The 22,696-nt window shown below is 51.2% G+C and carries 19 protein-coding genes, 1 pseudogene and 1 riboswitch; of the genes and pseudogenes, 16 read left to right on the plus strand and 4 right to left on the minus strand.

Going from position 1 to position 22,696, the window contains the following annotated elements; genetic code table 11:
- The first annotated feature begins 83 nt into the window (after window positions 1–83).
- Window positions 84–2,141, plus strand: coding sequence for a catalase (locus tag MKX76_RS06340; protein ID WP_144878853.1), 2,058 nt, complete (start codon window positions 84–86; stop codon window positions 2,139–2,141).
- An 87-nt stretch (window positions 2,142–2,228) separates the two neighbouring features.
- A complete protein-coding gene (locus MKX76_RS06345) occupies window positions 2,229–4,007 on the plus strand; it encodes an ABC transporter substrate-binding protein (protein ID WP_341033238.1) in 1,779 nt (592 codons plus the stop codon).
- 54 nt (window positions 4,008–4,061) lie between these two features.
- Here the strand turns inward: MKX76_RS06345 and MKX76_RS06350 are convergent, their stop codons facing one another.
- The gene (locus MKX76_RS06350; protein WP_144865832.1) at window positions 4,062–4,256 is read right to left on the minus strand and encodes a hypothetical protein; all 195 of its coding nucleotides are present in this window, start codon (window positions 4,254–4,256) and stop codon (window positions 4,062–4,064) included.
- A gap of 319 nt (window positions 4,257–4,575) precedes the next feature.
- Between MKX76_RS06350 and MKX76_RS06355 the strand changes: the two genes are divergently transcribed.
- From MKX76_RS06355 to MKX76_RS06390, 8 genes are all read left to right on the plus strand, one after another.
- On the plus strand, window positions 4,576–5,688 hold the full coding sequence (locus MKX76_RS06355; protein ID WP_341033239.1) for a threonine aldolase family protein: 1,113 nt from the start codon (window positions 4,576–4,578) through the stop codon (window positions 5,686–5,688).
- A 320-nt stretch (window positions 5,689–6,008) separates the two neighbouring features.
- Window positions 6,009–6,284: a CD3324 family protein gene (locus MKX76_RS06360; protein WP_028406948.1), complete on the plus strand. Its 276-nt coding sequence runs from the start codon at window positions 6,009–6,011 to the stop codon at window positions 6,282–6,284.
- A gap of 160 nt (window positions 6,285–6,444) precedes the next feature.
- On the plus strand, window positions 6,445–7,173 hold the full coding sequence (locus MKX76_RS06365) for a class I SAM-dependent methyltransferase (RefSeq protein WP_341033241.1): 729 nt from the start codon (window positions 6,445–6,447) through the stop codon (window positions 7,171–7,173).
- Window positions 7,174–7,276: 103 nt separating this feature from the next.
- Window positions 7,277–7,792 carry a GNAT family N-acetyltransferase gene (locus MKX76_RS06370; protein ID WP_341033242.1) on the plus strand — a complete coding sequence of 172 codons (516 nt, stop codon included), beginning with the start codon at window positions 7,277–7,279 and terminating at the stop codon, window positions 7,790–7,792.
- A 127-nt stretch (window positions 7,793–7,919) separates the two neighbouring features.
- A complete protein-coding gene (locus MKX76_RS06375) occupies window positions 7,920–8,354 on the plus strand; it encodes a hypothetical protein (RefSeq protein ID WP_341033243.1) in 435 nt (144 codons plus the stop codon).
- 248 nt (window positions 8,355–8,602) lie between these two features.
- Window positions 8,603–10,846, plus strand: coding sequence for a stalk domain-containing protein (locus MKX76_RS06380; RefSeq protein WP_007128294.1), 2,244 nt, complete (start codon window positions 8,603–8,605; stop codon window positions 10,844–10,846).
- A 600-nt stretch (window positions 10,847–11,446) separates the two neighbouring features.
- The gene (locus tag MKX76_RS06385) at window positions 11,447–12,655 is read left to right on the plus strand and encodes an aminotransferase class I/II-fold pyridoxal phosphate-dependent enzyme (protein WP_007128293.1); all 1,209 of its coding nucleotides are present in this window, start codon (window positions 11,447–11,449) and stop codon (window positions 12,653–12,655) included.
- Window positions 12,656–12,772: 117 nt separating this feature from the next.
- Window positions 12,773–12,873: riboswitch (purine riboswitch) on the plus strand.
- A gap of 70 nt (window positions 12,874–12,943) precedes the next feature.
- A complete protein-coding gene (locus tag MKX76_RS06390) occupies window positions 12,944–14,107 on the plus strand; it encodes an MFS transporter (protein ID WP_007128292.1) in 1,164 nt (387 codons plus the stop codon).
- 142 nt (window positions 14,108–14,249) lie between these two features.
- Here the strand turns inward: MKX76_RS06390 and MKX76_RS06395 are convergent, their stop codons facing one another.
- A complete protein-coding gene (locus MKX76_RS06395) occupies window positions 14,250–15,257 on the minus strand; it encodes a substrate-binding domain-containing protein (protein ID WP_007128291.1) in 1,008 nt (335 codons plus the stop codon).
- Window positions 15,258–15,405: 148 nt separating this feature from the next.
- A complete protein-coding gene (locus MKX76_RS06400; protein WP_007128290.1) occupies window positions 15,406–16,602 on the minus strand; it encodes an AGE family epimerase/isomerase in 1,197 nt (398 codons plus the stop codon).
- Window positions 16,603–16,878: 276 nt separating this feature from the next.
- Between MKX76_RS06400 and MKX76_RS06405 the strand changes: the two are divergent.
- The 6 genes and pseudogenes from MKX76_RS06405 to MKX76_RS06430 all read left to right on the plus strand — a co-directional run.
- Window positions 16,879–17,064 (plus strand): annotated as a pseudogene (locus MKX76_RS06405) (glycoside hydrolase family 5 protein); the annotation flags it as partial.
- Between the two features lie 339 nt (window positions 17,065–17,403).
- Window positions 17,404–17,943 (plus strand): MarR family winged helix-turn-helix transcriptional regulator, encoded by a 540-nt coding sequence (locus MKX76_RS06410; protein ID WP_007128288.1) that lies wholly within the window; start codon window positions 17,404–17,406, stop codon window positions 17,941–17,943.
- A 30-nt stretch (window positions 17,944–17,973) separates the two neighbouring features.
- Window positions 17,974–19,434, plus strand: coding sequence for an aryl-sulfate sulfotransferase (locus MKX76_RS06415; RefSeq protein WP_007128287.1), 1,461 nt, complete (start codon window positions 17,974–17,976; stop codon window positions 19,432–19,434).
- Window positions 19,421–20,461, plus strand: coding sequence for an ABC transporter substrate-binding protein (locus MKX76_RS06420; protein WP_341033245.1), 1,041 nt, complete (start codon window positions 19,421–19,423; stop codon window positions 20,459–20,461). The genes MKX76_RS06415 and MKX76_RS06420 overlap by 14 nt, the downstream gene beginning before the upstream one ends.
- Window positions 20,458–21,234 (plus strand): ABC transporter ATP-binding protein, encoded by a 777-nt coding sequence (locus MKX76_RS06425; RefSeq protein WP_341033246.1) that lies wholly within the window; start codon window positions 20,458–20,460, stop codon window positions 21,232–21,234. Before MKX76_RS06420 ends, MKX76_RS06425 begins: the two co-directional genes overlap by 4 nt.
- A 28-nt stretch (window positions 21,235–21,262) precedes the next feature.
- Complete coding sequence (locus MKX76_RS06430; RefSeq protein ID WP_341033247.1) at window positions 21,263–22,039, plus strand: ABC transporter permease; 777 nt, start codon at window positions 21,263–21,265, stop codon at window positions 22,037–22,039.
- 82 nt (window positions 22,040–22,121) lie between these two features.
- Here MKX76_RS06430 and MKX76_RS06435 read toward each other — a convergent pair whose 3' ends face one another.
- Window positions 22,122–22,676, minus strand: coding sequence for a helix-turn-helix domain-containing protein (locus MKX76_RS06435; RefSeq protein ID WP_007128283.1), 555 nt, complete (start codon window positions 22,674–22,676; stop codon window positions 22,122–22,124).
- Between the last annotated feature and the right edge of the window lie 20 nt (window positions 22,677–22,696).

A 22,696-nucleotide genomic window follows, 5' to 3' on the forward strand; every position in this document is an offset into this window, starting at 1 on the left:
GTTATTCTGCTACCTAGTTGACGCACCCATGTTTAATAGTGGCAGATATTCGTACCAACTATAAACCAGGAGGTTCGAGACGCATGAAGGATTCCAATTCGAACAACAGCAGCAAGAAGACGATCAAGGACCAGCAGCTGGCTCAATTTACGGTGGATAATGATGGCAAAGGCTTGACCACCAACCAAGGGCTTCGGGTATCCGAGGACGAGCATTCGCTGAAAGCGGGGGTTCGCGGGCCGACCCTTATGGAGGATTTCCACTTCCGGGAGAAGATGACCCATTTTGACCATGAAAGGATTCCTGAACGTATCGTTCACGCCCGGGGCTTCGGAGCTCACGGCTTTTTCCAGGTGTACGAATCCATGAGGGCGTTTACCCGGGCGAAGTTTCTGCAGGACCCATCAACGGTTACGCCGGTGTTCGTCCGTTTCTCCACGGTTGCGGGGTCCAGAGGCTCAGCGGACACGGTCAGGGATGTAAGGGGCTTTGCGACCAAGTTTTACACGGAGGAAGGCAATTACGATCTTGTCGGCAACAACATGCCGGTGTTCTTCATTCAGGATGCAATGAAGTTTCCCGATTTCGTTCATGCCGTGAAGCCGGAGCCGCACAACGAAATTCCGCAGGCCCAGTCCGCGCACGATACTTTTTGGGATTTCGTGGCCAATAATACCGAGAGCGTGCATATGGTGATGTGGGCAATGTCCGACCGGGCGCTGCCGAGAAGCTTTCGGATGATGGAGGGCTTCGGTGTACATACATTCCGGTTTGTGAATGAGGAAGGCAGAGCCCATTTTGTGAAATTCCACTGGAAGCCGGTGCTTGGCACCCATTCCTTAGTTTGGGATGAAACGCAGAAGATTGCGGGTAAGGATCCGGATTTCAACCGCCGCGATCTGTGGGAAGCGATCGAATCGGGGAACTTTCCGGAGTATGAGCTTGGCGTGCAGATGATTCCGGAGGAAGATGAATTCCGTTTTGACTTCGACATTCTGGATCCTACGAAAATATGGCCGGAGGAGCTCGTCCCGGTGCGGCTTATCGGAAAAATGACGCTGAACCGCAATACCGATAACTTCTTCGCCGAGACCGAGCAAATCGCCTTCCATCCCGGACATGTCGTGCCGGGGATTGATTTCACCAACGACCCGCTGCTGCAAGGCCGGCTGTTCTCCTATACGGATACGCAGCTGTCCCGTCTCGGCGGACCGAACTTTCACGAGATACCGATCAATCGCCCGGTTGCGCCGGTCCACAATAACCAGCGTGACGGCATGCATCGCATGACGATAAATAAAGGGCCTGTCAGCTATCATAAGAACGGAATCGCCGGCAATACGCCGGCACCGGTGCCCGGAGAGCAGGGCGGTTATGAACATTATACCGAGAAGGTAGAGGGACGGAAGGTAAGAGAGCGAAGCGACAGCTTCAAGGATCATTTCAGCCAGGCGTCCATGTTCTGGAACAGCATGTCCGAAGTCGAGAAGCAGCATATCGTCTCCGCGTTCCAGTTCGAGCTCGGCAAGGTGCAGCGGAAAGAAATTCGTCAGCAGGTTGTAGACGTGTTCGCGAACGTGGACAGCGAGCTAGCCACTCGCATATCGGAAGGCATCGGCACGATTCCGCCGCAGAAGAGCGGTTCCGCTTCCAGCTTGGCCTCGCCCGCTTTGAGCATGATGAATACCGTGAAGCTGCCGCTTACCCGTAAAGTTGCAGTACTTGCCGGCAACGGATATTCGGACGAGCTGCCGTTCGTGCTCACCCAGCTGCAGCAGGCCGGCGTCATAACGGAAATCGTGAGCGCCAAGCTCGGCATGATTCGCGGCAAAACCAGCGGCGAGCTTGAAGTGAAGCACTCCCTGCTCGGAGCCGATTCGGTCTTATTCGATGCGGTGCTCGTTGCGGGCGGGACACTCAGCGTATCCGAGCTTCTGAGCGAGCCGAAGGTTCTTGACTTCGTGAGAGAGGCCTATCAGCATTACAAGCCGATTGCAGCGATCGACGAGGGCGTCAATTTACTGCCTTCGGCCAGCGGCGAAGGCATCGTTACAGCCCGCGAGGGCGACGACCTGAAATCATTCGGGCACAGTTTCATTGAAGCCATTGCAGCTCACCGGCATTGGTCAAGAATCGTTTAGAACTTAAGCGATGATTAGGTATCGCGCGAACCCGGAACACCCTGTAGAATGCAAGGTATATATCGGATTACGGGGGAGTGAGGTGCCTTGCTCAGCGAACAATATTTGATGCTGCATCGGAAGCTGGCTGAAGGGGCGGAGGGCACTTCGACGAAAGTGACGCTTGAAGTGATCGCAGCCACCTTGTTTTGCACGGAACGCAATGCGAAGCTTGTCCTGCGCAAAATGCAAGAGAAAGCGTGGATAACCTGGAGGGCAGGTCGAGGACGGGGGAACCGTTCCGTACTGACGTTTCTGGCCAATCGGGAACAGCTTCTGCAGGAATCGGCGCGGCAATGGGCGGAGAAGGGGGAGTATAAGCGGGCGTTTGAGCTGCTCCGGACGTATGGAAACGATATTCGCACAAATGAGTCGTTTGTGGAATGGATGAACGGTCATTTCGGATTTTGCAAAGAGCAGGAAGGCGAACAGTCAAAGGATTCCTTACGTCTTCCAATCTACCGGACCATTGAGTCGCTGGATCCGGCCGATTGCGTATACAGTGTTCAGTCCCATATGATTGAGCAAATCTTCGACAGACTGGTGAACTACGATAACGAAACCGGCCGCTATCTGCCGGCCATCGCCCACTACTGGGAGAGCAATGATGACGGAACGGAATGGACCTTCCATCTGCGAAAAGGGATTGTGTTTCATGACGGCACCGAATTGACCGCAGATGATGTCAAATATACGGTCGAACGGCTTCGCCGCGGAAAACGCAACGGCTGGATCGTTCGCGAGCTGAATCGGGTCGATGTCGTCACTCCCCGCATTGTAAGATTTATGTTGAACAAACCGAATCGGATCTTTATCCGGTTCCTGAGCGCGATCTGTATGTCCATTATTCCTAAGCACCTGGCCGAGCCGGACGAAGCTTCGTATTGGGCCCGCCCGATGGGCACAGGGCCATTCATCCTCGAGACATGGAGCGAAGAGCGATTGGTCTTTCACGCCAATCCGCATTACTATCAAGGTCGTCCGCATTTGGACACCGTGCACATCGTCATCATGCCTGAGCATGCCATCCATTATGAGGTCAGCTGGGAGAATCTGCTTCAGGATCCGGAAGTAAGGCAAGCCGATAACGGAAACGACGAGGTGGTGACCATTGAGTCCTCCGAAGGATGCACGAGCATGATGACATGGAATATGACGAAACCAGGTCCCCATCAATGCGTATTGTTCCGGCGTGCCGTGGATCTGGTCCTTGATCGCCAAGGTATGGTCCGGGAGCTCGGAGAACACCGTCTGTTTCCGGCCAGAAGCTTTATCCGGGATAAGAGGACACTTGAATACCAGGAGCAGTACGACCCGGGGCTTGCGCAATCCTTGCTGGAACAGTCAGGCTATGATGGAACACCAATCATCATGGGCACCATCGCCAATCATGCCAAGGACGCAGCATGGATCAAGGAACGCTGCGCCGACATCGGAATACCGGTCATCATCCGCGAAGAGAGGATGGATACGATTCTCCGTCCGGATGTGATGAAAGAGATGGATTGCATTGTGCATGCGCTGGTGCTGCCCGGCGAAGAAGTCTGTCTGGTCGAGAACTACGAGCAGGACAGCAGCTTTGTGAAAGAGCTCATGGATCCGGGACTTAGGGAATGGGTCAGGGAGTGCATCGATGGCGCGTTAGCGAGCCCGGATTCTAAGGATAGATTCGGCCAATTAAAGAAAATCGAAGATCGGCTGCGCGGCGAAGCGCAAATTTTGTTCCTTGCACATACGAAGTTCTATGCCCATTTGAATGCTTCCTATAAGGGGATCGTCATTAACCGGCTAGGCTGGCTTGATTTCAAGCAAATCTGGCGGGTATGACGAGAAAAAATAACAGAGCAGATGCGATAATAACCGCGCCTGCTCTGTTTCGCGTTAGAGGAGCTTTTGGCTTGAGCGAGACTGCCGCTGTCGAAAGAAGCCGAAAAGATTATGAAGAAGGCTTCGTTTGCCCGCCTGCATATGTTTTTCCAAAGGATCAGGCTGTACATATAAGCCTCTGCGTTCAAGCCGTTCCCATTCCGATTGCCGATACTCCTGCAGCTTCTCTAGCGTGTAGCCGTCGTACATCACTTTGCCTCCTGTCAGACATTCTGGATTACGTCTGAATGAATGAACGTGGAATGTCTTGTTACGTACATTATGGAGGCCACCGTTATCCGTAAAAAGTGTAAACCTGGTCAAGCGGATTTCCCCTTTTCGCACACGCGGCTGTTTCTGACGCCAGCATCATGGCGACATCGTTGTCAAGGCTTCCCTTTCTTGCGTCTCATTTTTAGGGAAAGGCATATTCCGCAGACCAATTATCTAGTATGCTAAAGAATAGGCAAGGAATATACGGGACGATGTGCGAAACGTTGCATCGAACCCCGAAGGGAGACCCCTACATATGGAGCATCTTAAGAAATCGCTAAATGAAACATATAGCAAAACGGTGTATCCGTTAATCGGACACAGCGCCCGGACAGCCGAAGTTCTGCTGGAGGCATTCAAGGATGTCGATGGTGGACAAACGGCAGATATGTACGGCAGCGGATCGGTTATTGAAGACTTCCAGAGTCGGATGGCTGATGTGCTTGGCAAGGAGTCGGCCGTGTTCTTCCCGAGCGGGACGATGGCGCAGCAGATTGCCCTCCGGATTTGGTGTGATGAAGCCGGATTAAAGCGGGTGGCTTACCATCCTCTGTGTCATCTGGAGATTCATGAAGAGGACGGTCTTAAGGAGCTCCATCATATTGAGCCGATCCTTCTGGCGGATAAAGACCGCTTGATTACGCTTGAAGATGTTCAGCATCTGGATGAGCGGATATCATGTCTGCTGTTGGAATTGCCGCAGCGGGCGATCGGCGGACAGCTGCCTGATTACGGGGAGCTGGAGGCGATTTCGGCATATTGCCGTGCGAACGGAATCAAGCTGCATTTGGATGGAGCAAGACTATTTGAAACTACGCCGTACTACGGAAAATCCGCTGCTGAAATCTGCGCTCTTTTTGACAGTGTGTATGTTTCGTTCTACAAAGGCATCGGCGGGATTGCCGGGGCGATTCTTGCGGGAAATGCGGAGTTCACGGCCAAATCGAAAATATGGAAACGGCGGCATGGTGGTGACCTGGTCAGCTTGTATCCGTATATCATTAGCTCGGATTTTTATTATAAGCTGAGAATCGGCCGCATGAAGCAATATTATGAGGAGGCTAAGGAACTGGCCATGCTGTTCAACCAGTGCCTAGGGATTCAGACTCGGCCCGAAATTCCGGTATCGAACATGTTTCATGTCCATTTTAAGATGAGTATGGAGCAGCTGGAGCCGCTTTTGGTCGATGTGCTTACCGAAACCGGGGTTGGGCTCATCAGTTATTTGCGTGAAACAGGCGATCAGAGCTGTTCCGCCGAGGTGCATATCGGGGACCGCTATAGCCGGGTGCCGAAAGAAGAGCTGAAGGAAGCTTTCCGGCTGCTTGATGAGAAAATAAAGCACGCTGAAATTGCTGAAACTGAATAGGAGCGTGCAAGGGGATTGATTTTCCGGTTATGATTTATCGACGGCGTTCATGCTGGTAAAATAATAGCAGTGCAAAACTGGCTTACGTATTTTCATAAATGCGAGGTGAATAACACATGGCTTTTCAAAGAAGCACCACCGTACAAACGGTTAAATCAGGCTCCGGGCAAAGCAGCACAGCATGGAGAATACGGACAAAGGGGTTTGTTCGGAGCCTGCTTCCAGTTAAGGCGTAAATTTCTTGTGCATGCTTTGCTCGCTATTTACATGAGGATTTGGCAAAATCCTGTTCATTTTTCTTGTAGATAGGAGCGGCAAATATGAAATATGAAAATGCACAGCATCTTTTACCTGACGATGTAATTAAGGTTATTCAACAATATATAGACGGCGGTTATATCTATATCCCCAGAAAGGCCGGCCGCCGCACAAGCTGGGGAGAGCGGACGGGGGCCAAAGCGGAATTAACCCGTAGGAACCGCGAGATCTACGAGAGGTACTGCCGAGGTGAATCCATTCGTCAGCTGTCGCAGCGGCATTATCTTACGGAGCAATCCATCCGGCGGATCATCCGGCAACAAAAGCCGAAACCATAATGAGAGGCGATATTTGATGCGGTCCATGGGGATCCTTCAAATATCGCTTTTTTTATGCGGTGATCCCCTTTGCGTCATAACTATTCTTGAACTTGAGTCGCATCGCAAATCGCGATAAGTTTAGAAGAACACGGAAGGAAACGGGGAGTGAGTGACCTTTATGACTCAAAATATTTATGATCACGAGGATTTCTTTCAAGGCTACAGTCAATTGAATCGTTCCATCCACGGACTAGACGGTGCCCCGGAATGGACTGCGCTTCAATCGCTGCTGCCCGACATGAAGGGGATCGATGTGCTTGATTTAGGCTGCGGCTTCGGCTGGTTCAGCCGCTGGGCTAAGGAGCATGGTGCCATAAGCGTCGTAGGCATCGACGTGTCTGCCAAGATGCTTGCAAGGGCCAAGGATGAAACGAAGGACCCGCAAATTTCATACCTACGGGCAGACCTGGAGACGATCGAGCTGGAGCGGGAGAGATATGATCTGGTCTACAGCTCGCTTGCCTTTCATTATATCGAGAATATAGAGCGGCTGTTAAAGCAGGTGTATGATTCGCTTAAGGCCGGCGGACGTTTGGTATGCTCGATCGAACATCCGATTTACACGGCATCGCAGGGGGCTGGATGGATCCCCCATCCGAATGGCTTCAGGACATGGCCGGTCGATCATTATCAATTCGAGGGACCTCGAACCACGAATTGGTTGGCCGAAGGCGTAATCAAGCAGCATCGGACGATCGGAACGTACCTGAATCTTTTGATCCGGGTTGGGTTTACGATCACCCACGTGGAGGATTGGGGGCCAGCGGATGAACAGCTAGCCGTTCATCCGGAATGGGAGGAGGAGAGTCATCGGCCGATGTTTCTGTTGATATCGGCAACGCGATAAGCAGGATTAGCTGGCTGTAAGGTCATTTACCAGCGTAAGGAAAGCGGTTATTATAGTGATTACACCTAGCGTGAGAAAGTGAGAAAGTGGGGTCATGTCCTTAATGGAGATCACTGTGAAGAGATTGGAAGGCATGGAGCTCAAAATTGCCTGGCAGCAAGCGTTCGCGCAGCATCAAATTCATCGTCCGGAAGCGTATTTCGATCGTTGCGATCTGGAGAACCGGACCGGAAAGCGCGTTACGCTGCTGGCGTATGCGGACGGAGAGCTGGCCGGCGTTTCCCATTTGAAATATGATTCGGATTATCCGTTCTTTCGCGAAAACGGGATTCCGGAGATTAACGATTTGAACGTATTTCCGGAATACCAGAGGCAAGGCATCGCCAATCGGATCATCGAAGAGTTTGAGCATATTGCCCGTGAAACGACGCATCGCATCGGTATCGGTGTAGGGCTGTACAAGGATTACGGAGCCGCGCAGCGGATATACTGCCGTAGAGGCTACATACCGGATGGACACGGCATCATGTACCACAATGTCCCGCTGGTCCCCGGAGAGATGGTTCGCGCCGACGACGACTTGGTGTTGTATCTCGTGAAGGAACTGGGAATCATTTGAGAGAGGGATACGAATGAATAAAGGTTTCTCGCACTTTGAGGATATCGATGGGCGTTGGATCGCTGTTGGCAACAAGCAGGAACTCACCAATCAATAGGGAACGGATATTTCAGGAGATGATGCCGCGATGAAGCAAATATGGATCAATCGAAGCGTGATTGGAATGGTTTTTTTGTCTGCTTTTTTATCCATAGCGGCCGGAATTATGTATCTAAGCTCAAGCTGGATCAGCTTTTCGTTTCTTGGACCCGAGGTCGGTTCTGAAACGGAGGTAACGTCCTTCTGGGCAGGGGTTTCCATTGTTATTGGCATCGGGCTGGCAGGCACAGCACTTAACATGGTCCGTATTCGCGGGGGAGACGCTCCCGAAAATATAGCCCTCTTCCTAACGCTATGCTTAAGCATTATCCAGCTGCCTCCGTTGTTCCTGTGGTTTGGGGTTTTGACTGTTGTTGCGAACGGGGAGGCGCTATGGGCGATTCTGATCCACCTGATGCTAATGGCGGCCGGTTCGATCAACGCCGTGCTTTTAGTGAAAATTGGCAGAATATCCTATCGATGAAATTCTCTTAGTTTTGATAAATCAGTCATGTATGCAGGCTGCCAGCGTATTCTCGCCGGCAGCCTTTTTTGCGCTTAAAACTGGGATCAACGATACCTTGGAACCATGAGGACAGGCACCTTATAGAACTTGTTTTTAATTTCTATCAGAATAATTGAGGAATGAGAGAAACTTTTTTACCAATATTTGCGTCTAATAGTATGGACATCTTTCATTATAAACAAAATAGGATTAGAAGGAGCTTAGGAATGAAACTGAAGAAACGATCACTGCTTGCTGTGCTCGCTGTAGCTCAACTTGCTGCGGCATATCCGGCGAGTGCGGATGCAAGTGTCCCGGACGACAAGTCGGGAACAGTGACCCAAGAAGTGTACGAACAGACAGCAACGAACAAGAGCGCCGAAACGAAGGGGACCTCGCAAACTTCTCAAACTTCTCAAACGGACGCTGCTTCGACAGAGACAGTAACAGGGGAAGTTACTGAAGAGCAAGATGGTACGACCGATCCGGCAGCAGGAGGCACGGGCGGCGAACAAGAGCCAACCGTTCCTGGAGAAGCCCAGGATAATCAGAATGATCCAAATAACCCAAATAATCCAAATAACCAGATAAGCGCTGGCGGCAAAGAACTTATTCTTTATTTCAACAGCACCAAGATGATTCAAGACGGCGTGACCTACAATGCGCCTCAGCCGATGCAAGTGAAGAAGGGCATATCCTACGTTCCCATTCGTGCTCTTGTAGATCGGGTCGGCTTCAAGGTCTCTTACGACAAGAAAACGAAGGAGACGGTAATTACAAAAGGCAGCAACGAGCTCCGATTCAAAACAAACAGCAGCAAATACACCGTGAACGGCGTATCCAAGAACATGAAGGGCACTTCCTATCAGACAAACGGCACCTTTATGGTTCCACTGACTGCCATCACGCAGGCGTTAGAGATTCCTTATTCCGTTGATAACGCGGGCAAGCGTGTAATCATGAATTTGCAGACCAAGCCGGTAGCCAAATTCACCGTGGGCCCGAAAGAGATTTTGGCCGGACAAACGACCGTTACATACACAACAGAGGTTGAGAATGCCCAGGGCGAGATCATCAATGAGCGCTGGGAAGGAAGACAGGACATATTCGATACGCCGGGAGAGTACACCATTACCTATGCCGTTCAGGATTCCACCGGAACCTGGAGTGATCCTTACAGCGTAAAAATTACCGTCGTTCAACCTAACCAGCCGCCTGTCGCCATGTTTGATACCGATAAGGGCGAATACAAGATGGGTGAGCTGGTCACGATCATCGATCAGAGCTATGACGACATAGATAAGAACGAGCAATTGACCTACAAATGGGAAAACAAGCAGTATGCATACTTTACTCCGGGAGTTCATACGATCCGGCTGACCGTAACGGACAGAAAGGGGCTCAGCTCCACTTACGAGCATACGATTCATATCACAGACGAAACCCTGTATGTAGAAGAAGACTTCAACAAGCTCTTTATTCCGGAAGGCGAGAAATTCACTTTCACGGGCTCGGTGACATCCAGAGATAAAATCAATTACGAGTTCTATGACGAGCCGAGCACGCTGATCCGCAGCAACAGCCCGGAGACCGTCAACAGCGAAGGCATTGTTTATCGGGAAACGGCATCCGGGGATATGCGGTTTATGATCCACCATGTGAACAACTTGAATAAGAACGTTAAGATGTACGTCGTGGCAACAAACAAAAACAGCACGCCGGTAACGCTTCGCCAAGACTTTCTTGGTTTTGCCGGACCTTCTCCGATCGCCACAGCGGCAGGGAAGAAATCGGTGCTGAATTACTTCCAATCGATGCAGGATGGTTCGAAGCAAATGTCGGTAACACTTGCACCGGGCGAGCAGAAGCTGGTGATGACCGAGCTTAGCGAAGTCCGCATGAAGCAAGGGCATGTCATCTCTTTATATTCGGATATGTACAGCGATTTGCCGATTCAATTCGATGTCATTATGATCGACGAGAAAGCCGACCCGCTGAAGGTGCTGCCGGAGCTCCCGATCTTGAACCGAGACGGTGTGCATAACCGCGGCACCTATCCGGATTCCACCCGTGTCATCCGTTATTCCGAGCTTGTCGGCGCGGATCCCCAGCGGTTGGTTCTAGGGGATAACATGGATGATCCGAACCTTCAGGGAACGGACCCGATGGTCGGAGATACTACCTCGAATACGGGTAACTTTGGCGTCCTGTACAAAATTACGCTGGACCGCGTTGCGCCGAATACGCTGATTTCGTTTAACCCGCGCGGCGGAAAGTATTCCGGCTATGCAATGGTTAACGGAACGATTACGCCGATCTACTCGTTAGGCCAGGTATCCCCTGGTGAACAATCGGTTCTGTACCGGACCGGCGATTATGAACAGCAGGTAGACATTATTCTGACCGCGGCCCCAGGCAGCAATCTGCCGGTGAATCTGTTATTTACTCAGATGCCGGAATTAAAGCAATAATGAATGGGTATCCCCTATAGATTCATGAAGACTCCACACTTACGGCTTCGGCTTTGAGAGTGGGGTCTTTTTGTAGGAGTGAGGAAAAACAAAGAGAATTATCCCTTCTTCTGGCGCAACACGTACCTGTTGAATTTTACGCGTATCCTTCTGGGCACTTCGTTAGGCTTTCTGATTGTGCCCGACCCTGCTTCGAGCAACAACTTCTTGATGACGGAACTGACATTCGAACCGTTTTTATCCTAATCTTGCGTTTTCTCTTCTTTGGTTTGAATCCCACAGTTTTAGTTTTTTTTGCATCGTTTCTTTTTCCTAGTCGGACATCCCATCCGCGAACATCTCCCCATGAACTGGTATATCATACGTCTCCTGTGCATGCGTTGAGTGCGCAAGTACCCATGTGGAACTTAGAACAACAACTATTTTTAAACGAAGGTTAGGCGATGAGCTCACAGGTTATAGACTGATTATGAGAGGCGGTTAAGGCAGGGAGTTATTCATATGCAGGGAAGGGAACGCCTTGGGGCCTGCCCAGTGTAGAGCTTATTCATGCTATAATAAATGCAAAAAAAGCGGGTGTAATCATTGACGAATTCTAGAATGCGCCGTTCATGGCGCGCCGATAAGCTCTCACATCTCGGCTCTTCCATTTTTGCGGAGGTCGCGGAGTGGAAACAGGAGGCGTTGCAAGCAGGTAAACAAGTGATCGATTTGGGCATCGGCAGCCCGGACCGCGGCCCCTCATTAACGATACGCGAAACGCTAAGCTCGGAAGTGATGAAAGAAGAGCAGTATTCTTACCCAGGCACAAGCGGCACGCCGGAATTCCGCAGCCAATGTGCGGCTTGGATGGCATACCGTTATGGGGTCAAGGTAAACCCTGATTCCGAAATGCTGGCCTTAATGGGCTCGCAGGATGGACTATCCCATCTGGCCCAAGCCATCTGCAATCCTGGAGATATCGCCATCGTTCCCGATCCGGGGTATCCGATCTACACCGGCGCATTGGCCATTGCAGGCGTAACCCCTTGGCATGTTCCCTTGAGAGAGGAGCGGGGCTTCCTTCCCGATCTGGATCGAATTCCGGAAGAGGTATGGGAGCAGGCGGTTTTCATCCTGCTGAATTTTCCCGGCAATCCGATTGCGGCGGAAGCCGATCTAGCCTTCTTCGAATCCTTGGTCGAGAAGGCGAAGCGGCATCATGTGCTGATTGTGCATGATATGGCTTATTCGGAAATGGGATTTGACGGTTACCGGCCAGTCAGCATTTTGCAGGCGAAAGGCGCCAAAGAAGTTGCGGTGGAACTCCATTCATTCTCGAAAAGCTTCAATATGGCCGGATGCCGAGTTGGATTCCTGACCGGAAATCCGGAGGCTGTCGGTTCGCTTCGCGAATTTAAGAACAACATCGATTTTGGCGTATTTAAACCGATTCAGTCCGCTGCAATTGCTGCATTGAAGGATGCAATGGCGGACCCCGAAGCCGGAAATGCGGCTGCATCGCTGTACGAGTCCCGCCGAGACGTATTGGTGGAAGCACTGGCTGAAGCAGGGTGGGAGGTACGTAAGCCGTGTGCGACCATGTTCCTGTGGGCCAAGCTACCGCCGGCATTCTTGCAGCGCAATCAGCCTTGGAGCTCGCGAGCTTTCGCTCGGGAGCTGCTGCTCAAAACCGGTGTCGCCGTCATCCCCGGCGATGCTTTCGGCTCCGAAGGGGAAGGATTCGTACGCATTGCGCTAGTGCAGGAAGAGCATGTGCTGCGTGAAGCCGCAAGACGGATCGGCTCATTCCTAAGTGAATTTGCGTAAGCTTTCGGATGTGGCAGATGTTGGATCATTCTTTGCTAAGATAATTTGAAAATCTCTGAAAAAATGTTTCATAGGGTTGATCATTAACAAACGATGTGATAAATTATTCAACAGTGCTAGAAACGAATATTCACAGCTAGTATAACCTCATTAATATGGTCTGAGGGTCTCTACCAGGAACCGTAAAAATCCTGACTACTGAAAATGGCTTTTTCATTTTCCGTCGTCAGGATTATTTTTTTGGCCGCAGAAGTTATACATGCGATGATGGAAGGAGATCGATAGCAAATGAATTTGAAGGTGCTTATCCTTGCAATCTCAACCATATGCGTTGGATTGGTGGAATTGATTGTCGGCGGTATTTTGCCCCAAATTGCTCAAGATTTAAATATTTCAATCGGTACCGCAGGGCAATTGATCACGGTATTCGCCCTGATCTATGCTTTTTCGGGGCCGGTTCTTCTTGTTTTGACGGCAAAAATGGAACGTAAGCGGCTATATATGCTGTCCCTGTTCGTATTCTTTGTCGCAAACGTGATAGCATACGTAAGTCCGAATTTCACGATGCTGATGGCTGCAAGAATACTGACGGCCATGAGCACGGCGCTTATTATTGTGCTGTCGCTGACCATTGCGGCGAAGGTGGTGGAGCCTGCGCACCGGGCTAAGGCTCTTGGCTTCATTTATATGGGCATCAGCTCGTCCCTGGTGCTGGGGGTGCCGCTGGGGATCATGATTAGCGAAGCCTACGGATGGCGCGTTCTGTTCCTCGGGATCGGCGTCCTGTCGATCGGATCGATGGCGCTTATTTACTTCTTCCTGGACCGGATCCAGCCGGATCAAGTGACTCCGCTCCGTGAGCAGATCAAGGCGCTGGCCAATCCGAAAATTGCCGGGGCTCATCTGGCATGCTTGTTTATGCTGGCGGGACATTATACCGTATACGCGTATTTTACGCCGTTTCTGGAGTCGGAGCTGGGGCTGAACCCGTACTGGATTAGTGTCTTCTACTTTATATTCGGTTTATCGGCCGTAGGTGGAGGTGCTTTTGGCGGAGCACTTGCCGATGCTCTCGGATCCCCTAAGAGCATTATTATGATCATTACTTCATTTATGCTGGTACTGTTTGCCTTGCCGTTCACGACGTTCTCCATGGTCTTGTTCATGGCAGTCATGATCATTTGGGGTGCGTTAAGCTGGAGCCTGGCTCCGCCGCTGCAAAACTACCTGATTCAGGTGGACCCGGACACGTCCGATATCCAGCAAAGCTTCAACAACTCAGCGCTGCAGCTTGGCATTTCCCTTGGTTCAGCTATCGGAGGTATCGTCTTGGAGCAGGGGGGCTCTGTCAGCAGTACGGCATGGGTTGGAGGCGGGGTGGTCATTATCTCCCTTGTGTGTGCGATTTATTCCCTGACTAGGCCCGCTCTTTCAGCAAGATTGAGCAAATGAGGTTAACCCGAAGCAAAATTGAATAAAAGGCAGCTGCTACAGGTGAACTGCAGCTCCACTGTTAAGTTATGTCTAACAATAACAATAGGGGTGCAGTTCACAGGGCAGTTGCCTTTTTTTGCGTCTTTTATGCATGAGAAGGCTATAGCAGCTTTCGCACGGATTCGCGGTAAATGATTTTGCCCGGAACGACGATGCGGCCGTGCCGCAGGTCGGGCGAAGCGATTTTGCCCAGCATGGCCTGGATGGAGGATTGCGCCAGCTGTTCAATATCGACCTCCACCGTCGTTAGATGCGGGTCGGTCAATGTGGCGTAGATATCATTGTCAAAGCCGACGACGGAGCAATCCTCCGGTATGCGGCAGCCGTCATTCTTCAATTGTTGGACTACCAGATAGGCTACCTGATCGCAATTGCATACAAAGGCCGTTGGCATTTCATCAGGAAGGGCGATGTCGACGAAGCTCCCGTGCTCATCGCGGTCATGAAGAACCCACTCTTGGCGAAGCGGAATCCGATGTTCAAGAAGCGACTTGTAATATCCGAGGAAGCGGTCCTGAATGCTGCTCGTGGAATGGATGCTTCCAACAAAAGCGATGTTCCGATGTCCCTGACGGATCAAGTAGTTCGTCAGCTCATAGGCACCGTAAAAATTATCGGTGACCACGGCGTCAATATCGCGATGATCGTCATAAAAATCAAGAAACACGATCGGCGTCCGGGTCGAATCCATAAGCTCGATATATGGTTTGCTGATCTGACCGAGCAGAATAATGCCGTCAACCTTCCGGTCATAGTACACGCGCGGCAGTTGGAGCTCCTGCTCATCCGAGCTGCTTAGAATATGAAGGATGCCGTAATAGCCATAGGATTCAAGCGCTTTCGCTATTTCTTGATAAACCCTTAAATAAAACGACTGATCCGGTCCGGTAAACCGCTCGGGAATGACTACGCCGATATTGTAGGTTAATCCTTCGCGCATCGACTTGGCGGCCGTGTTCAAACGGTAGCCCAGTTCCACCGCGACAGCCTTGATCTTCTGCTTCAGCTCGCCGCCAACGCCCTCCTTATCATTCAAAGCTTTGGATACCGTTACCGTGCTGACGCCTAGCTTTTCGGCGATATCCTTCATCGTAATATGTTTGCTCACCGCAATGTCTCTCTCCTTATCAGCAATGGCTGCAAGCCTTTTTTTCTCTCTGAAGTATTAGATTCGAGAGAATGCTCGCCTGGTTCAAAATCAAGTATACCTGCTTGGGAATGACAAATAAAGACGAGACCAGCGGCTAATATTATCATTAAGCCTTTGAGTGCAGCCGCTCCATCCGAAGCAGCATCTCAATGCAGAAGCGGCTGTTATGGTAGGGACATTTCCAGGGACCGGCAATTTCACGTCCAGCGGGATTTCCTTGCCCGTCAACGGACCAGTACCATTCACCGCCCGGACGCGGATCGATGATCATCTCGCTGGTATAGCTCCATATCTTTCGCACTAGCTCGAGGAAGCGTGCTTCGCCCGTGAGCTCATACGCATTCAGAAAGCCGACCATCGCTTCGGCCTGTACCCACCATATGCGGGTCGTATCCAGCCGGCCGCCTTCCTCCTCGTTCATCACGGAGCCATCCGATAGTATGGCACGCGCGGATACGGAATGCGCGAGGGCAAGGACCATTTGCTTATACTTCGGATTCGAAAGCTCTGCAGCTTCAATCGCGTCTTGAATCAGCCAGCTTGCTTCAATGTCGTGGCCGAAGGAAGTCACATCCGTCAGCGATGCCCAGTTCTTGTCGAAGAAAACATTAAGCCTTCCAAGCTCCGGATCAAACATACGATCATGCAAAATCGACAGCAGCCGATCCAGCGATTGCCTCACCTGCGGATCCGGCCAAATGCGGTAAAGCGTGGTATAGGCTTCAAGCACGTGGATATGCGTGTTCATCGTAATGTCTGCCACAACTCCGTTGCCGCTCAGCATTACATTAGGCTGCTCGTTCCATTCCCGGTCAAACTCTTCCCGATAGGCCCCGATTTGCTCATCATAACCGACCGTTTCAATCGTTTTAAACAGCTCCTGTGCGAGCTTCAGCGCGTCAGGTTCACCGGTTGCACGGAAATATTTGCTTAAAGCGTATACGCCGAAGGCTTGATTATAGATGTGCTTACGGGTGTCCAGCGGATTTCCTTGATAGTCTGCCATCCAGATCAACCCGCCCAATTCGGAATCCAGCAGCCGCTTGGTAAGGAAGGAGAACGCATGTCGCGCGCATTTAAGATAATCCGCAATTCCCGTGACGCGATAGGCTGCGGCAAAGCTCCATAAGATTCTTGAATTCGCAATACAGCCTTTCGGAGCACGAGGCTTAACGGTAAGTGAGAAATCGACTTCGCCGTAATATCCGCCATTTGATTCATCCTTTAAACGGGTCCAGAAGGGGAGGATATGCTCAAGCCATTCCTTGCGAATCTCATTAAAGATCGGATCATGTGTATTCATAAGAGCCTCCATATAAAGTAATCGATTAACTAAATATAAATCTAATGGTTGAGGACCATATATGTCAACGCGGAAGTTCGACACAACGCAAATACCAGGGATCGTTAAAATCGGATTGACTATCACAAATCCGCATTATAAACTCCATTTATAAATTAAACGATAACTTAAATCGAGCTGGTGAAGAATTCGCGTTGATATCCGTTCGTTCCTAAAGGAGGAAAAAGCGTGTTGTCATTATGGATCGGATGGAGGACTCATTTGTTAGTCGCTCTTATGCTCACTGTGGTCGGAAGCGGGTTTTCGAGAACAGAGACTGCTGCCGGTTTTTATGTAAGCGGAACCACGTTGTATGACTCAACCGGAAAGGCTTTTGTGATGAGGGGGGTGAACCATGCCCACACCTGGTATAAAAACGACCTCCATACTGCGATTCCTGCCATCGCCATTACGGGTGCCAATGGAGCGAATGGATAAAGCAAACCTCGAAGAAAGCCGGAATATTTAACTGAGCAGAAGTTTTAGTTAATTCCCACTTGACAGGTTGAATTAATGGGTTTAATCTAAGCACAAGCAAGTGGTTCATTTATCATTAAATGAACGCTCATTATCTTAGTATTGAACGATATAATCAGCCGATTGGTCCACCAAAGGCTCCTATCATTCTCACCTCGTGTAAGAGGTAAGAATGGCAGGAGTCTTTCTGCTTTAACGAAGGCAGAAAGGCCGCGCCTTTTAAGGAGCGCAAGGCTGATTCACCGACCGGCAGACGGAGGGTATGCTAACCGGGAAAGGAGCGGTATGGAGAAAAACAAGGATTGGATATTGATGGAAGAGGCGGACTGGCATTTTCGCAAGCTTGTTCGTAGATTTGTGAAAGAACGCGACAAGATTTCGGTAGAGGGCGTATCCCTTCCCGGCTTGCTGATCTTGAAGACGATTGAGCGAAACGGCGAACAGCGATTAGGCGATCTTGCGGAGGTTCTGGATTTCACGTCCGGGGCAGTTACCGCCCTGTGCGACAAGCTGGAGGCCGCCGGGTTTGCCGTCAGGCAGAGAAGCCGGACCGACAGGCGCTCAATCGCGCTTAATATTACGGAGCGTGGGCGGAAGATGCTGCTTCGAAATCAGGAGGTTGGCACCTGCATCATCGATTTATTGTTCGGCACTTTTTCGCAAGAGGAGTTAATTCAGCAAATCCATTATTTTAAACGACTCAACGAATCGCTGGTGGGCTTCTCGGAACGGATTGACGAGCTGGTCGGCCATATCTCCGAAGGACCAGCGGGAAAAGGCGGATCTCCAGCTTCCCGGCGTAACCGGGATTTTATCTCATATTAATGATCACGTTATTAAGGAGTGGGTTGAACTATGGGACATCCGACGATTTATCCTACGGGTGCGACGGTATATTTGCCTGAAAAGGCCTGGAGCGGCTATACGATATTTCAGGCAGCTGATGTCGGCGCGCTCCTGATTGACATGAATGGCAGAGAGGTACACCTATGGAAAGGGCTGCGTGGTTTTCCCAACAAGCTGTTTCCAGGAGGATTTGTACTAGGCAGCACTTCCGAGCGGGATCCGAAATATGGCTTCCAGGATGAGAGCAATCTCGTTCAGGTCGATTGGGAAGGCAATATCGTATGGAAATTTGACCGCTATGAATTTATCGAAGATCCGGGTCATTCTCCGCAGTGGATGGCTCGCCAGCATCATGATTATCAGCGGGAAGGCAACCCGGTAGGCTACTATGCGCCGGGGCAGGAACCCAAGACCGACTCGGGCACAACGATCATCCTTGCGCACAAAAATGTCACCCGTTCCGAGATCGCGAGCATCGAGCTGCTTGATGACACGATTATTGAAGTCGATTGGGAAGGGCGAATCTTATGGGAGTGGTCCGTGAGCGATCATTTCTCCGAGCTTGGGTTTGACGAAGATGCGAAGCAGTCTCTGTATCGGGACCCGAACACCCGCGGCTTCGGCGTCCATGCAGGTGACTGGATGCATATCAATTCGGTGTCGGTATTAGGGCCCAACAAGCATTATGATGCGGGAGACCAGCGTTTCCATCCGGATAACATCATCTGGGATGCCAGAGAAAGCAATATCATTGCCATCATCTCCAAACGTACAGGCGAAATCGTCTGGAAGCTGGGCCCGAATTATGATCAGGAGGAAGTGAAGCATATTGGCTGGATCATTGGTCAGCACCATGCTCATCTGATCCCCAAGGGGCTTCCGGGCGAAGGAAACATTCTCATTTTCGACAACGGGGGCTGGGGCGGATATGGAAGTCCTAATCCGGAGTCGCCTGACGGTCTGAAGGTTGCTCGCCGGGATCACTCCCGCGTTCTGGAGATCAATCCCGTTACCTTGGAGATCGAATGGCAGTACACACCGACGGAAGCCGGCTTTCAGGCACCGCTGGACTCCTACCGTTTCTACAGTCCGTACATCAGCTCGGCGCAGCGCCTCCCTAACGGCAACACGCTGATTACGGAAGGCGCGGACGGGCGGATCTTCGAAGTGACACGGGAGCATGAGCTGGTATGGGAGTACATATCGCCGTATAAAAACAACCGGAACTCCAACATGGTCTACCGGGCGTATCGTGTGCCGTACGATTGGGTTCCGCAGCTTGAGAAGCCCATCGAAACGGAGATCCCCAAGATCGATGTCGCCGATTACCGCCTTCCGGGAGCAGCACCGCGTGGGGCCATTACGACCGTTGAAGTTGAAGGGACGATCTCTTACGGAGAGGGAGCCCTCTGCGTGGCCAGAACGGATGAAACGGCCAGAAAGGACCGGGATCGCCATGAACAGAACTAGCCGAAATGGTGGAAAACGAAGTGTCTTGCTCCTTCTGTGCTTATTGAGCATCTCGAGTCTGCTTGGCGGCTGCAGCGGCGTATCAGGTGAGGAGCAGCAGGAAAGCCGGCTAAAACTTAAAATTGCGGATATTTCCACAAATACGACATTCCGCGTTGCGAAATCCAAGGGGATCTTCGAAAAGTACGGAATCGAAGCGGAGCTGGTAAATTTCGCAACGCCTGCCGAAGGCGTGAACTCCCTGTTCATCAAACAGGTGGATGTTGCATTCGGCGCCGACTTTCCGCTTCTGAACGCTGCCGGTAAGGGCGATTACACCATCTTTGCTTCATCCGGTACGGCAACGGATCTCAGCGCTAGCGAGTGGAAGCTGTACGTTCGCAAGGAAATCGAAAGCGCAGCCGATCTGAAAGGCAAGAAGCTGAGCTTCTCAAGAGGGACCTTTATTCCTTATCTATGGGATGTGTACTTGGCCGAGAACGGTATTGCTATTTCCGATGTGGAGCTCGTCGGCCAGGGAGGCTTCGATGAGGCTTACGTCGCGTTGAAAAAAGGGGAGATTGACGCAGCATGGGTATACGGTGCTGTTCTGAATGAAAAATTCAGCGCCCTTTCAGAGGCGCGCGAGCTGACCGATATGTCGCAGACGCCGGTGCGGATCGGCACGGGGCTGATCGCGCCGACCGAGCTTCTGAAGAAGAACCGTGAAGGGTTTGTACAGTTCCTCAAGGCGCTTGATGAAGCTTCGGAATACGCGCAGAAACATCCGGAGGAAACGGCGGAAATCATGTACGCGGAAGTAAAGCAACCGAAGGACGCGACTCTAAAGGATCTTCCGGTCAATCCATGGAGCATCGGATTCTCGGATAAGGCTTACGAGGGGCTGGAAGGACAGAAGGAGTATATGGTGTCCAGCGGCATTATCGAGAGAGACTTTGACCTGAACGAGAAATTGGATTTGGATATCGTGAGGGAGGCATTTCCCGAACGCGTTATCGATATCAAGAAAGGGGATGGCGATCAATGAGCGCTGCGCCGCAAACGAACGGGATATATATTGAGCAGCTGAACAAAAGCTTCTCGCAGCCGGGAGCAGGGGAACTGCATTACATCATTCAGGATGTTAATTTGACGGTGAAAGGCGGAGAGTTCTTCATACTGCTCGGGCCGAGCGGCTGCGGCAAATCAACGCTGCTCGGGCTCATCGCGGGCTTCGTATCCAAGACGTCAGGCCAGGTGAAGGTCGGGGAACGAGAAGTTGAGCGCCCCGGTCAGGACCGCGCTGTCGTATTTCAGCAGGCTGATTCTTCCTTGTTTCCGTGGCTGAACGTCCGGGAGAACGTGGAATTCGGCCTGCGGATGAAACGGTTGCCTGCCATGATGCGAAGGGAAATATCGGATCGGTATATCTCTTTGGTTGGGCTGGCCGGGCACGAGCAAAAATTCCCGAGGGAGCTGTCCGGCGGCATGAAGCAGCGCGTTCAACTGGCCAGAGTGCTCTCGAACGATCCTGCAATTCTGCTTATGGACGAACCGTTCGGGGCGCTTGACGCCATGACGAGACGCACGATGCAAAGGGAATTAGTCAATATCTGGAGAAAAACGAATAAAACCGTTATTTTTGTTACCCATGATATCCAGGAGGCGCTGCTCCTAGGAGAACGGATCGGCATTATGTCCGCAGGACCATCATCCAGGATCACGGATATTTACGACGTCCCTTTGCCTTATCCGCGCGATTTGTCCGAGCCGGAGTTCCACCGGCTTCATAATCGAATCCAAGAGCATTTTGATGACTAGCGATGCGAAGAAAGGAGTTTGGAGAACGATGAGCAATAACATGATCAAAGGCATTCGCCATCTCATCTTCTGGTTTGTCATACTGGCGGCGTGGCAGCTCCTGGCATGGGTCTACGGACCGGAAATTCTGCCGGGGCCAATCGATACGGGAAAAGGCGGGTATGAGCTGCTTCAAGACGGAACGCTGTTAAGCTACATCGGCATCAGCTCCTACAGGGTTCTGCTCGGTTGGACGCTAGGCAGCCTGATCGCGATTCCCGCAGGGCTCATTATCGGCAAGGTGAATGCCGTGCGAGCCATTGCAGAGCCTTTCCTGAATTTCATCCGCTTTATTCCGCCGATTGCCTTCATTACGTTATTTCTGGTCTGGTTCGGGATCGGGGAGACGTCAAAGGTCGCACTTATCTTGTACGCCACTTTTTTTATCGTGGTGCTGAACACGCTGACTGGCGTGTTGTCCGTGGAAGAGGACAAAATCCGTTCCGCCCGGAGCATGGGCGCATCCGAATGGCAAACGGTTCTTCATGTCATCATTCCCGCAACGGTTCCGTATATGTTCACGGGGGTAAGGCTTGCCATGGGGACGTCGTTCATGGCGATTATCGGAGCTGAAATGATTGCATCCAACGAAGGCGTCGGGTATTTGATCTGGAATTCCAGGCTGTTCTTCCGTACGGACTGGATATTCGTAGGCCTCTTCTGCCTCGGCATAATGGGCTTTCTGACGGATCGCGCTGTGGCGCTGCTCGGCAGGAAGCTGTTATCCCGATACGGGGTGGTCAGCACCCAGGCGCTTCGACGTTAAGATTAAATGCATCCCCGTTAAATGCATCCCCGTTAAACGCATCCTATTAACAGGATGCGTTTAATTTGTCTGATTCCCAGCATTATTCTCTATAATGAATCACCATGCTGAACTGGTTAGTCGTTTCGCCGGAGTTGTGATAAACATGAGGTTTATCGGCTTTAAAGCGAATCGAATCCCCGCGACGCACCGTGTATTCCTCGGTACTGATCCGAATCGTTAGTTCTCCTTCGAACACCGTAATAAATTCCTCCGTTCCGTCGATGTGAGCCTCCGCGCTTAAATATCCCCCTTGCTCCATCTGAAGCGAGTAGATTTCAAATCTGCGTCCGTCCTCAAACGGAAACAACGGATAGATACGGACCTTTCCATTATCCTCAACCAATGCTTGGACCTCATCGGCAGGTACGACAACGGTATCCGTTGCCGGTTCATGGATCAGGGAGGTGAATGAGATTTTCAGCCCATTGGCGATTTTCCATACGGTAGCAATCGAGGGGCTGGATTCGCCGCGTTCAATTTGGCCGAGCATCGTCTTGCTGATTCCGGTCAAATCAGCCACTTTGTCCAGGCTAAGCTTGCGTTCTTCCCTGAGCCGCTTCAAGTTTTGAGCGAGAATGCTGTTGATATGCTTCATGTTCGAGTGCCTCCTGCTGA

Origin of the sequence: Paenibacillus sp. FSL R5-0810 (assembly GCF_038002285.1) — a bacterium.
In the GTDB taxonomy this organism is placed as follows: domain Bacteria; phylum Bacillota; class Bacilli; order Paenibacillales; family Paenibacillaceae; genus Paenibacillus_AQ; species Paenibacillus_AQ lactis.